Source organism: Xanthomonas sp. 60 (assembly GCF_011761925.1).
On record NZ_JAASQW010000007.1, the window covers coordinates 56,065 to 68,316 of the forward strand.

Genomic DNA, 12,252 nt, shown 5'->3' on the forward strand with positions numbered 1-12,252 from the left:
TCAAAGGTTCGGACACATGGCAGGCGAGGCGCTTACACCCACCTCCTATATCCAGCATCACCTGCACAACCTCACGGCAGGTCAGGGCACGCCGTGGCAGATCCACGTCGATACCCTGGTCACCTCGCTGCTGATGGGCCTGGTGATGGTGGTCGCGTTCTGGCTGGGCACGCGCAAGGCCACCTCGGGCGTGCCGGGCAAGTGGCAGGCGTTCGTGGAGATCTGCCTGGAGTTCGTCGACCGCCAGGCGAAGGACACCTACCACGGCACCAGCAAGCTGGTGACCCCGATCGCCATCACGATCTTCTTCTGGATCCTCCTGATGAACCTCATCAAGATGATCCCGGCCGATTTCATCGCCAAGCCGCTTGAGCTGCTCGGCGTGCCGTACTGGAAGCCGGTCCCGACCGCCGACGTCAACGCGACGCTGGGCATGTCGATCAGCGTGTTCTTCCTGATGCTGTTCTTCGCCCTGCGCGCCAAGGGCATCGGGGGCTTCACCAAGGAGTTCCTGACCGCGCCGTTCGGCAAGTGGATGATGCCGTTCAACCTGATCCTGAACATCGTGGAGTGGCTGAGCAAGCCGATTTCGCTCGCGATGCGACTGTTCGGCAACATGTTCGGCGGTGAGATCGTGTTCCTGCTGATCTGGGTGCTGGGCGGTGCAGGTATCGCCGGCATGTTCGCAGGCGCGTTCGCCGGCTTCGGCTGGATGCTATTCCACCTGCTGGTGATCCCGCTGCAGGCCTTCATCTTCATGATGCTGTCCATCGTGTACCTGAGCCTGTCGGAAGACGCTCACTGAGTTTCGCTGCACCCTTCATCCGTTCGTTTCCAAATCCCTTAGCAATCACGTTCCCGGAGAAAACCATGTACTTCGCCGTCCTGACCAATCTCGCCCAGGTCCAGAGCTCCACCGTCCTCGCCGTCGGCATCATGATCGGCCTGGCCGCACTGGGCGCCGGCCTGGGTCTGGCCATCATGGCTGGTAAGTTCCTGGAATCGGCCGCGCGCCAGCCGGAACTGATTCCGGTCCTGCAGGTCCGCATGTTCATCACCGCCGGCCTGATCGACGCCGCGTTCATCATCTCGGTCGCCGTGGGCCTGCTGTTCGCCTTCGCCAACCCGCTGGTCGGCGAGTTCGTCTCGCGTCTGCCGGCTGTTGCTGGCTGATCCAGCGACAAGCGAAACGATCGGGCGCTTCGGCGTCCGGTCGCGGATGAAGGATCGGGGGTGCCGCCCGCAACGGCGGCACCGCCACCCCGTCACAACCGACTGAGCGAATACAATGGAAATCGGTTTTACCCTCATCGCCCAGGCTCTGGCCTTTGCTGCCCTGATCTGGCTGATCGCGACCAAGATCTGGCCGCCGCTGATGAATGCGATCGAAGAGCGTCAGCAGAAAATCGCTGAAGGCCTCGCCGCTGCCGATCGCAGCCAGAAGGACCTCGCCCAGGCCCAGGAAAAGGTCAACGAAGCACTGAAGGACGCACGCGGCAAGGCCAACGAGATCATCGACCAGGCCCACGCGCGCGCCAACCAGATCGTTGAAGCCGCCAAGAACGAAGCGATCACCGAAGCCAACCGTCAGAAAGAACTGGCCCAGGCTGAGATCGACGCCTCCGCCAACCGTGCCCGCGAGGAACTGCGCAAGCAGGTCTCCCTGCTGGCCGTGTCCGGTGCGGAGAAGCTGCTGAAGCGCGAAATCGATGCCAACGCCCACAAGGCGCTGCTCGACGAGCTGGCGGCGGAGATCTGAGATGAGCCAGGCCCTCACGCTTGCCCGCCCTTACGCCCGCGCCGCGTTCGCGACCGCGCGTGACGAAGGCGCGTTCGCGCCGTGGTCGGACGCCCTCGCGTTCTCCGCCCACGTCGCCGCCGACCCGCGCGTGTCGGCCCTGCTCGCCAACCCGGAGCTGGGTCGCGACGAAGCCGTGGCCCTGCTGGCACCGGCGCAGCCTGGAGAGACGTTCGCGCGTTTCCTGGCCGTGCTCGCCGACGCCAACCGCCTGCCCCTGCTGCCGGAAATCGCCGGCATGTACGAGCATCTGCGGGCCGAAGCCGAGCATGTGGTGAAAGCCACGGTGACCTCGGCCAACGAACTCCCGGCCAGTGAACTGGACGCGATCAAGGCCGCGCTGCGCAGGCGTTTCGGACGCGAGGTGGAGGTCTCCACCGCGGTCGATGCTTCGCTGATCGGCGGCGCCGTGATCGACGCGGGAGACGTGGTCATCGATGGTTCGCTGAAGGGCAAGCTCGCCCGCCTGCAGACCGCGCTCGCAAACTGAATTCACATATCGTCCGGCCACCTGGGCCGGCACTAGGACTTGACGATGGCAACCACGCTCAACCCCTCCGAAATCAGTGAACTGATCAAGAACCGCATCGAGAAGGTCAAGCTGGCCGCGGAATCGCGCAACGAAGGCACCGTGACCAGCGTGTCCGACGGCATCGTGCGCATCTTCGGCCTGGCCGACGTGATGCAGGGCGAAATGATCGAACTGCCGAACAACACCTTCGCACTGGCCCTGAACCTGGAGCGCGACTCGGTCGGCGCCGTGGTCCTGGGTGACTACCAGAATGTCCGCGAGGGCGACGTGGCCAAGACCACCGGCCGCATCCTCGAAGTCCCGGTGGGTCCGGAACTGCTCGGCCGCGTGGTGAACGCGCTGGGTGAGCCGATCGATGGCAAGGGCCCGATCGCCGCACAGCTGTCGGCGCCGGTCGAGCGCGTTGCACCGGGCGTGATCTGGCGCAAGTCCGTCGACCAGCCGGTGCAGACCGGCTACAAGTCGGTCGACTCGATGATCCCGATCGGCCGGGGCCAGCGCGAGCTGGTCATCGGTGACCGCCAGACCGGCAAGACCGCGCTGGCCATCGATGCGGTGATCAACCAGAAGGGCACGGGCATCAAGTGCGTGTACGTGGCGATCGGCCAGAAGGCTTCGACCGTCGCCAACATCGTGCGCAAGCTGGAAGAGAACGGCGCCCTGGCGCACACCGTCGTGGTGGCCGCCACCGCGTCCGAATCGGCCGCGATGCAGTACATCAGCGCCTACGCGGGCTGCACCATGGGCGAGTACTTCATGGACCGCGGCGAAGACGCGCTGATCGTGTACGACGATCTGTCCAAGCAGGCCGTGGCCTACCGCCAGATCTCGCTGCTGCTCAAGCGTCCGCCGGGCCGTGAAGCCTATCCGGGCGACGTGTTCTACCTGCATTCGCGCCTGCTCGAGCGCGCTGCCCGCGTGTCCGAAGAGTACGTGGAGAAGTTCACCAACGGCGCCGTGACCGGCAAGACCGGTTCGCTGACCGCGCTGCCGATCATCGAAACGCAGGCCGGTGACGTGTCCGCGTTCGTGCCGACCAACGTGATCTCGATCACCGACGGCCAGATCTTCCTGGAAACCGACCTGTTCAACGCCGGTATCCGTCCCGCCGTGAACGCCGGTATCTCGGTTTCGCGCGTGGGCGGTTCGGCCCAGACCAAGATCATCAAGAAGCTGTCCGGCGGCATCCGTATCTCGCTGGCGCAGTACCGTGAGCTGGCCGCGTTCGCGCAGTTCGCCTCGGACCTGGATGAAACCACCCGCAAGCAGCTCGAGCGCGGCCAGCGCGTGACCGAGCTGATGAAGCAGAAGCAGTATGCGCCGATGTCGATCGCCAACCAGGCGCTGTCGATCTACGCCGTCAACGAGGGCTACCTCGACGACGTGCCGGTCAACAAGCTGCTGGCGTTCGAAGAAGGCCTGCATGCGCACTTCACCAATACGCAGGGCGAGCTGGTGAACAAGGTCAACGCCACCGGCGGCTGGGACAACGATATCGAGGCGGCCTTCAAGAAGGGCATCACCGAGTTCAAGACCACCGGCAGCTGGTAAGCCGCATGTAGAGCGGGGCTCAGCCCCGCTTCACTGTGACAAGCGGGGCACTGCCCCGCTCTACGGGAACAAGAGATGGCAAGCGGACGCGAAATCAAAACCAAGATCAAGAGCGTGCAGAACACCCGCAAGGTGACGCGTGCGCTCGAGATGGTCTCGGCCTCCAAGATCCGCAAGGCGCAGGAGCGGATGAAGACCTCGCGTCCGTACGCGCAGGCGATGAAGCAGGTGATCGGTCACCTGGCCCAGGCCAGCACCGACTACCAGCATGCCTTCCTGGTCGAGCGCGAACAGGTCAAGCGCGTGGGCTACATCGTGATCTCCTCCGATCGCGGCCTGGCCGGTGGCCTCAACAACAACCTGTTCCGCCGCACGCTGGGTGAAGCCCGCGCGTGGCAGGAGAAGGGTGCCGAAGTGGACATGGTGACCATCGGCCAGAAGGCATCGACCTTCTTCCGCCGCATCAAGGTCAACATGGTCGGCAGCGTGACCCATATCGGCGATGTGCCGTCGCTGGAGTCACTGATCGGCGTGATCAAGGTGATGCTCGATGCCTTCACCGAAGGCAAGGTGGACCGCGTGTACCTGGTCTACAACCGCTTCATCAACACCATGACCCAGAAGGCCAGCTTCGACCAGCTGCTGCCGTTGCCGGCGGCCGAACAGCAGGTGGCGCACCACGATTGGGACTACATCTACGAACCCGATGCCGCGGCCGTGCTGGAGCACGTGATGACGCGTTACATCGAGTCGCTGGTGTACCAGGCCCTGCTGGAAAACGTGGCCTCCGAGCATGCCGCGCGCATGGTGGCGATGAAGGCGGCCAGCGACAACGCCAACAAGCTCATCGGTACGCTGCAGCTCGTCTACAACAAGGCGCGCCAGGCAGCGATCACGCAGGAAATCTCCGAAATCGTCGGCGGCGCGGCAGCAGTCTGACGCGCACGTCCAAAGCACAAATCTAGAGGATGCAGCAATGAGTCAGGGCAAGATCGTTCAGATCATCGGCGCGGTCGTCGACGTCGAGTTCCCGCGTGAGTCGGTGCCGAGGGTTTACGACGCACTGAAGGTGGAAAACACCGAAATCACCCTTGAAGTCCAGCAGCAGCTGGGCGACGGCGTGGTGCGTACCATCGCCCTCGGTTCCACCGACGGTCTCAAGCGCAACCTGGTCGCCACCAACACCAACCGCGGCATTTCCGTGCCCGTCGGTGCCGGCACCCTGGGCCGCATCATGGACGTGCTGGGTCGCCCGATCGACGAAGCCGGTCCGGTGCAGGCCTCGGACAACTGGGAAATCCATCGCGCTGCGCCTTCGTACGAAGACCAGTCGCCGGCCACCGAGCTGCTGGAAACCGGCATCAAGGTCATCGACCTGATGTGCCCGTTCGCCAAGGGCGGCAAGGTCGGCCTGTTCGGCGGCGCCGGCGTCGGCAAGACCGTCAACATGATGGAACTGATCAACAACATCGCCAAGGCGCACAGCGGTCTGTCCGTGTTCGCCGGCGTGGGCGAGCGTACCCGTGAGGGCAACGACTTCTACCACGAGATGAAGGACTCCAACGTCCTGGACAAGGTCGCGATGGTGTACGGCCAGATGAACGAGCCGCCGGGCAACCGCCTGCGCGTCGCGCTGACCGGCCTGACCATGGCCGAGTACTTCCGCGACGAGAAGGACGCGTCGGGCAAGGGCAAGGACGTGCTGCTGTTCGTGGACAACATCTACCGCTACACGCTGGCCGGTACCGAAGTGTCCGCACTGCTGGGCCGCATGCCGTCGGCCGTGGGTTACCAGCCGACCCTGGCCGAGGAAATGGGCGTCCTGCAGGAGCGCATCACCTCCACCAAGAACGGCTCGATCACCTCGATCCAGGCCGTCTACGTGCCTGCCGATGACTTGACCGACCCGTCGCCGGCGACCACCTTCGCCCACCTGGATTCGACCGTCACCCTGTCGCGTTCGATCGCTTCGCTGGGCATCTACCCGGCCGTGGATCCGCTGGATTCCACCAGCCGCCAGATGGATCCGCTGGTCATCGGCCACGAACACTACGACACCGCACAGCGCGTCCAGCAGACCCTGCAGAAGTACAAGGAGCTGAAGGACATCATCGCGATCCTGGGCATGGACGAGCTGTCCGAAGAAGACAAGCAGGCCGTGACCCGCGCCCGCAAGATCGAGCGCTTCTTCAGCCAGCCCTTCCACGTGGCCGAAGTCTTCACCGGCTCGCCGGGCAAGTACGTGTCGCTGAAGGACACGATCCGCGGCTTCAAGGCCATCGTCGATGGCGAATACGACCACCTGCCGGAGCAGGCGTTCTACATGGTCGGCAGCATCGAAGAAGCGGTCGAGAAGGCCAAGAAGATGGCCGAGAAGGCCTGATCCGGACGGGCGGGAGCGATCCCGCCCGACCTGACACCGGTGCCGGGCATCCGCCCGCACCGCTGCTCCTCCCCGGTGGCCGCGTGCTGCCGCGAACAGTGAAGAGATTTGCATGAGCACGATCCGTTGCGACATCGTCAGCGCCGAGCAGGAAATCTTCCGGGGCGAAGCGACCCTGGTCGTGGCCACCGGTGAGCTGGGTGAACTGGGCATCGCGCCCAAGCATGCCCCGCTGATCACCCGCCTCAAGCCGGGCAAGGTCGTGGTCACCCTGCCCAGCGGCGAGCAGCTGGATTTCGTCATCTCCGGTGGCATTCTGGAAGTGCAGCCGCAGGTGGTGACCGTGCTGGCCGACACCGCCATCCGTGCCGCCGATCTGGACGAGGCCTCGGTCCGCAAGGCCAAGGAAGAAGCCGAGCGCATGCTCGCCAACCGTGGTGAAGGCATGGAGATCGCCGAGGCGCAGCGCAAGCTGGCCGAAGTGACCGCCCAGCTGCAGGCGCTGGAACGGCTGCGGAAGAACCTCAAGCACTGAGGTGTCCGCCGGTCGGCCCAACCGACCTGGACCCCGCAGAAGATGCCGGCCTCGTGCCGGCATTTTTCGTTGCAGTGGCAGAAAACGTGCGTGTCTGGCCTGCACGAATCAAAACGTGACTGCCGGCATGGCAGTCTCGATTCCTGCCGGGGACAATCAAGGTCCACTCGATCGACCACAGCCCCGCATGCCGCCGTTCCGCCGCCTGGTCGTATGAATGGTAACGATGCGCTCAGCCGCCCTCGCTACCATCGTCGTGCTGTTGATAGGGGCAGCGATGCTGACCGCGTTTCAGAAGCGGGCATTGTCTGCATCGGAGCCGCTGACCCCCATCGCGCAGGATCATGAAAACCCGGACGCGCTTTCCGGATCTGTTCCTTCTCCGGATCTGTCGCGGTTGATCGCCAGCGGTGCGGTGGATCCCGCGCGGGTGGAGGCGTCAGGGTCCGCGGGCTTCAGCATACGTCGCGCAGGGCCACTGCGACCTGATGGCGACGCCCGTGACTTCGTGCGCTCGCTCAAACGCCGGTCCGACGCCGGTGATGGCACCGCCAGCTACGATATTTTCCTGGCGGTGCTTGACTGCCGACGGCTGTATGACCAGGTACCGGCCATCGAGGATGACGACGCTGCCCGCCGCTTGGGTGAATGCGAGTCACTGTTGGGTGACGCCGCGTTGACTGACGTCGATTGGCTTTCCAGGGCAGTGGCGCAGGGCAGTCTTGAAGCGAAACTGCTTTACGCGATAAACCCCGCCTACTCACTGCCGGGCGGGGCGACGGCCTATCTGGCCGATCCGGGCGCCGTGCAGAAGTGGCGCGAAGCGTCTCGCCGGTATCTTGAAGAAGCGGTTTCCTACGGAAGTCAGGACGCCCTGCTGCTTCTTTCAAGCGCCTACGGGGCGGGCGTCATCGTCGGGCAGGACCGGGTAGCTCAGTTCGCCTACGCCCTCGCCGCACAGCAGATCGCACCGATCGCTGGATTCGAGGAGGGCTACGGGCCGCTGCGGCGTTCGTTGACACTTGATGAGCAAAGGTCGGCCGAACTGCGCGCGCAAACTATTCGAGAAAGCTGCTGCAAAAGGTGATGAATGAAAAAGTACCGCCATCGGACGGTCCATCCAGGCGGTGGCGGTGGCGGCTCGGGCGGCGGGAAAGGTAACGGTGGCGGCCCAGGCGTGGGTGGCGGCACACCGGGCACCGGGCGAGTTACCGTCGGGCCGATCAAGAATGAAAATCCGCGTTGATGCTGGCGAGGGTGCGGAACGTCATGCCCATCAGGACGTCGTTGAGTTCGCCGCACACCGTGACCCATATCTCTTCACCAGGAGCTGCCATGCGTTCTTTTACCCGCCCCGTCCTGTCCCTGCTGTTGGCCCTGCCTTGCGCGGCCAGCGCGACGACGCCCGCCGCCGCTGATCCTTCCCTCGCGGCGTGGGTCGGCACCGTTGCCGAGCGCAACGCCACGGCAGCTGATGTGGCCGCCTACAAGTTCAGTGGCCAGCGGCCGATCGAAGATCCCGTGCGTGAGGCGCAGATCCTCCTGCGCAAGCGCGATCAGGCGCTTGCCGCCGGGCTCGATCCGGAGGATGTGGAAACAACGTACCGGCAGCTGATGGAGGCCAACAAGCTCCTGCAGCACGTGGCGTTCCAACGCTATCGCCTCGGCGGGCGACCTGGGCCGGCGCCGCCGCTTGAGCAGACCCGGCAGCGGATCGATGCCCTCGATGAACGCCTGTTTGTCGCGTGGCCGGGCGTGGAGACCGCCCGCCGGGCAGCGGATTGTCCAGCCACGCTGGCGCGCGCGATCCAGGCCCGCCAGACGCCCGGAGAAGGCGCGCAGGCTACGCCATCCGTGCAGACCGTTGCACTGGTACGCGCCTTGATCACGTTCTGCCGGCCAGCACCGCCGGCGCGGGCATCCTCAGCGGAACACGAGCCACCGCATCAGCAGGAATGACACCACGGCCAGGCTGCCTTCCACTGCGGGTTTGGCCAGCCACGCCCAGCGCAGGCCCAACAGGTCGTGGGCCGCGCCCACGAGCAGGGTGCTGGCAACGGTCAGCAGTGCCCACAGCAGCAGGAAGCGCGCGAACCGGCGCCAGCCCAGGCGTTGCTGGCCCGCGTCGGCGAAGGTATAGCGGCCGTTGAGCCAGAAGCCCAGCAGCATGCCGGCGAGACGACCGGCGACGTTGGCGTGCGGCACCGGTGCGCCGAGCGCTGTTGCCGTGACGAAGACCGCCCAGTCCAGTACCAGCTGGGCGATGCCGGCCGCGATATAGCGGCTGCCCTGCCGGGTCAGGCGCACCGGGTGACCCCGCGTCCGGCATACGTGTCAGCGCGCGGCATCGTCGGGTTTCAGGCTGTCCGGCGTGATCGCCTGCTGGTCGGCCAACAGGCCGTGCACGGGTTGGCGCGGTTCGCTGGCCACATCGAAATTCAGCCATGAGAGCAGCATCTGCGTGCCGATGATCACTGGCAGTGCGGCGAGCATCACCGTCCCGGCGGTGGCGGGCGCGCCGGTGGCCAGCGACTGCACCCAGTGCAGGGCACCGAAACCGGCGCCGCCCACGAGCAACAGCGCGCCCAGCAGCAGCTCCACGCTGGCCGCGGAAAAGCCGCGGAGAAAATACCCATAGCCAAGGCGCCGCAGCGTGTTGCGCAGGTGGCCTGCGGCGAAGGGGCCGATCATGCGCAAGGGACTGAGGCTGCTCGTTTCGCCCTCGTAGCGTGCACGCATCGGCACGTCCACGACCACCGCACGCATCAGGTTGAGATGATTGAGCAGGTCGGATTCAAAGAAGTAGCGCTTGGCGATCCGGTCCATGTCCAGTTCGCGCACCAGCTCAGCGCGCAGGCCGGTATAGCCGTTGGTCGGGTCGGCCACCTGCCAGTATCCGCTGGAAAGCTTGGTCATGAATGACAGCGTCGCGTTGCCGACCAGCCGCAGCCAGGGCATGCCACGAACGTACGCCAAGCGGTGGAACCGATTGCCCTTGGCGTAATCGGCCTGGCCGGCAAGCAGGGGACGGCACAGGCGCAGGAGGTCGGCCGCATCCATCTGGCCGTCGCCGTCGAGCTTGACCACGACCTCGGCCGGTGTGTCCAGCGCGGCACGGTAACCGCTGAGGGTCGCCGCACCTACGCCCTGGTTCACCGTATGGCGCACGATCCGCAGGCGCGGGTCCCGGCAGTGCGTGGCCAGCCAGTCGCCGCTCTGCTGCGGGCAGGCATCGTCCACCGCGATGATCCAGCCCACCTCAGGGCCGATGGACGCCACCACCTGAAGCACGGCCTCGCGCACCCGATAGCACGGAATCACCACGGCGATGCGCGGCGCATCGGGCGCGGCGCGGAATGGGGTGCCGACGGAAGGCACGCGATGCGACAGGGAAGCGACCATGCCGTCAGTGTCCCGCAGATGCGTCGCAGGCGGGCAGCGACCACCAGGCGCGGCCGCCGACCGTCAGCCGCAGCAGGGCGCCGGCCTGCTGCAGCGCCGCCGCCTGCGCGGGCGTCAAGCTGTCTGCGCGCACGATGACATGACAGATGCCCTCGGCCTGGAGGAGCGCGTGCCAGGTACGGCCCGACGGATCGGCGTCCGCCCGCGTGGCCGCCGCCTCCAGGCGTGGCGCATACCAGCCCACGGTGCGTCCACGACGGCCCAGTTCGGCGGCGAACGCATCGGTGCGGTCAAGCAGCAGTACGTTGCCTCCGGTCGCACCCGCTGTCCGCATGGCGGCGATGAGGCTGCGCTCCGGCGCGAACCGCGCCATGAGGGGCGCCGCATCGCCCAGGTGGCGCACGGTGTCCTTCACCGCGCCGCTGCGAAGCATCCAGTTGCCGTTGGCCATGAACCCCACATCCAGGATGCACGTGGCGATGAGCAGTACCTGCAGGCTGCGCCGGTCCGGTGCCGCGGCGGCCACCACCGCGCACATCAGCACGATCCCGGGATAGGCGTAGCGCAGGTACTGCACCGGCAACAGCGGCAGCACGAGCAGGGCGGTGCAGGCCAGCGCGGCGGCGCGCGTGCGCGCCTGCAGCAGGGCGAGCAGCCACAGGCCGGCACATGCCACCAGCACGAAACCGGCAGCGCCGTGATGCGATTCCACGTAACGCGGACTGTCGAAGGTCATCCGCCACAGCAGGTCGAAACCACTGCCGAAGCCCGCCTGCCAGCGGGGATCGCTGAAGTTGGCCGGGGCCATGACCGGTGACTGGAAGACGCCATTGAACAGGGGAAGCACGGGGTTTCCGGTCAACCACGCGGCCTGAGCGTAACTGGCGCCCCCGACCAGCGCGGCGACCAGCACCACCAGCGCGATGCCGGGCAGCGGGGGCCAGCGGTGACGGCACAGGGCCCACAGCACCAGCACGGCCGCCATCGCACCGGCGGTCAACTTCACCGCGGCCAGCCCCCCGGCCAATGCGGCGACCAGCAGCCAGAAACGCAGACCCGCTTCGCGGGGGCCGGCGACCAGTGCGGCCAGCCAGGCCAGCCCGGCAGCGGTGAGCAGCTCGGTCTGCATGCTCGTGGCCAGGCCGGCGGTGAGAGGCAGGCTGGCGGCCAGCGCCACTGCCAGCCAGCGCGCCGGGGCAGCGGCGCCCAATGCCGCGGCGAAGCGGTACACGCCGGTTGCGATCAGCACCAGCCACAGCGCGTTGACCGGCCCGCGTGCTTCGGACCCGGCAATGACCTGCGGCACGGCGTGCAGGACATCCGACGCCCATGGGGCGAGTGCCCAGATCTGCTGGTCAGGGGCCGGCAGGTAAGCGGCCTGCTCCATCAGCTGCCACGGCAGGCGCAGGTGATAGGCGAGGTCGTCGTACTGCAGCGTGGGGATCCAGCTGCCGGTGCTGGCCAGGCCCAGTACCAGCACCGCGAAGACGGACAGCTTCGGCGCCGATCCGACCGCTTCGCGCCACTGCACCCGGGTCCGGCACAGGACGTCACGCAGGGCATGGCGGCGCAGGACGATGACGCCGACCAGGATCGGCAGCAGGACCCAGCGGTGATGCAGTGGAAGCTGCAGCAGCCAGCCCAGCGTGCCGGCCAGCAGCAGGCTGCCGGTGATGATCTGCAGTGACACGGGCTGGCGGGGCGCCAGGGTGCCGCCGATCGCTCCAGCGGCCAGGGCCATCACCATGGCAGCGAAGAAGGGGGCGACGCCGGCGAACAGCATCAGGGCCAGCAGGAAGAAACCAGCGACGCCGTCGGCGATGCCCCAGCCGCGCAGGCGACGCGACGCTGCGGCGATACCCAGCGCCACCAGGGCGATGAGCACCAGTTCCCCGAAACGCCCATGCGGCATCTGCCGGAGCACCGGCGATGTCACCAGGCCCAGCCCAAGCAGGACCGGTCCGGCCCATGCTACGAACTGCGCGAGACGGCCCTTGGTGCCTTCCATGCTGCTCACCATCCTTGATGCGGGGGTCGGCTATGCTATCAGG

General features: G+C 66.3%; 13 protein-coding genes. 10 read left to right on the forward strand and 3 right to left on the reverse strand.

The features are described 5' to 3' along the window. Window positions 1-16: 16 nt before the first annotated feature. The 10 genes from atpB (at window position 17) to aroQ (ending at window position 8,758) form a co-directional block, all read left to right on the forward strand. On the forward strand, window positions 17-805 hold the full coding sequence (gene atpB / locus FHY09_RS13940) for a F0F1 ATP synthase subunit A (protein ID WP_166927499.1): 789 nt from the start codon (window positions 17-19) through the stop codon (window positions 803-805). Window positions 806-870: 65 nt separating this feature from the next. After that, window positions 871-1,173, forward strand: coding sequence for a F0F1 ATP synthase subunit C (gene atpE, locus FHY09_RS13945; RefSeq protein ID WP_166927500.1), 303 nt, complete (start codon window positions 871-873; stop codon window positions 1,171-1,173). A gap of 115 nt (window positions 1,174-1,288) precedes the next feature. Next, window positions 1,289-1,759, forward strand: a complete 471-nt coding sequence (locus FHY09_RS13950) for a F0F1 ATP synthase subunit B (protein WP_166927501.1) — start codon at window positions 1,289-1,291, stop codon at window positions 1,757-1,759. A gap of 1 nt (window position 1,760) precedes the next feature. Next, window positions 1,761-2,288 (forward strand): F0F1 ATP synthase subunit delta, encoded by a 528-nt coding sequence (locus FHY09_RS13955; RefSeq protein ID WP_166927502.1) that lies wholly within the window; start codon window positions 1,761-1,763, stop codon window positions 2,286-2,288. Between the two features lie 45 nt (window positions 2,289-2,333). Next, window positions 2,334-3,881, forward strand: coding sequence for a F0F1 ATP synthase subunit alpha (atpA, locus tag FHY09_RS13960; RefSeq protein WP_166927503.1), 1,548 nt, complete (start codon window positions 2,334-2,336; stop codon window positions 3,879-3,881). A 75-nt stretch (window positions 3,882-3,956) separates the two neighbouring features. Next, window positions 3,957-4,820 (forward strand): F0F1 ATP synthase subunit gamma, encoded by an 864-nt coding sequence (gene atpG / locus FHY09_RS13965; RefSeq protein ID WP_166927504.1) that lies wholly within the window; start codon window positions 3,957-3,959, stop codon window positions 4,818-4,820. 37 nt (window positions 4,821-4,857) lie between these two features. Then, window positions 4,858-6,264, forward strand: coding sequence for a F0F1 ATP synthase subunit beta (atpD, locus tag FHY09_RS13970; RefSeq protein WP_166927505.1), 1,407 nt, complete (start codon window positions 4,858-4,860; stop codon window positions 6,262-6,264). Window positions 6,265-6,376: 112 nt separating this feature from the next. Beyond that, window positions 6,377-6,799, forward strand: a complete 423-nt coding sequence (locus tag FHY09_RS13975; RefSeq protein WP_166927506.1) for a F0F1 ATP synthase subunit epsilon — start codon at window positions 6,377-6,379, stop codon at window positions 6,797-6,799. A 226-nt stretch (window positions 6,800-7,025) separates the two neighbouring features. Then, window positions 7,026-7,886, forward strand: a complete 861-nt coding sequence (locus FHY09_RS13980) for a hypothetical protein (RefSeq protein WP_166927507.1) — start codon at window positions 7,026-7,028, stop codon at window positions 7,884-7,886. A gap of 158 nt (window positions 7,887-8,044) precedes the next feature. Further along, a complete protein-coding gene (gene aroQ / locus FHY09_RS13985) occupies window positions 8,045-8,758 on the forward strand; it encodes a gamma subclass chorismate mutase AroQ (RefSeq protein ID WP_166927508.1) in 714 nt (237 codons plus the stop codon). Here the strand turns inward: aroQ and FHY09_RS13990 are convergent. Genes FHY09_RS13990 through FHY09_RS14000 form a run of 3 tightly spaced genes read right to left on the reverse strand, consistent with a single transcriptional unit; the run spans window position 8,723 to window position 12,209 of the window. Beyond that, window positions 8,723-9,106: a GtrA family protein gene (locus tag FHY09_RS13990; RefSeq protein ID WP_166927509.1), complete on the reverse strand. Its 384-nt coding sequence runs from the start codon at window positions 9,104-9,106 to the stop codon at window positions 8,723-8,725. The genes aroQ and FHY09_RS13990 overlap by 36 nt on opposite strands. Window positions 9,107-9,133: 27 nt before the next feature. Then, window positions 9,134-10,201, reverse strand: a complete 1,068-nt coding sequence (locus FHY09_RS13995; RefSeq protein WP_166927510.1) for a glycosyltransferase family 2 protein — start codon at window positions 10,199-10,201, stop codon at window positions 9,134-9,136. 4 nt (window positions 10,202-10,205) lie between these two features. Beyond that, entirely contained in the window at window positions 10,206-12,209 is a 2,004-nt protein-coding gene (locus FHY09_RS14000) for a hypothetical protein (protein WP_166927511.1), read from the reverse strand. Window positions 12,210-12,252 lie beyond the last annotated feature (43 nt).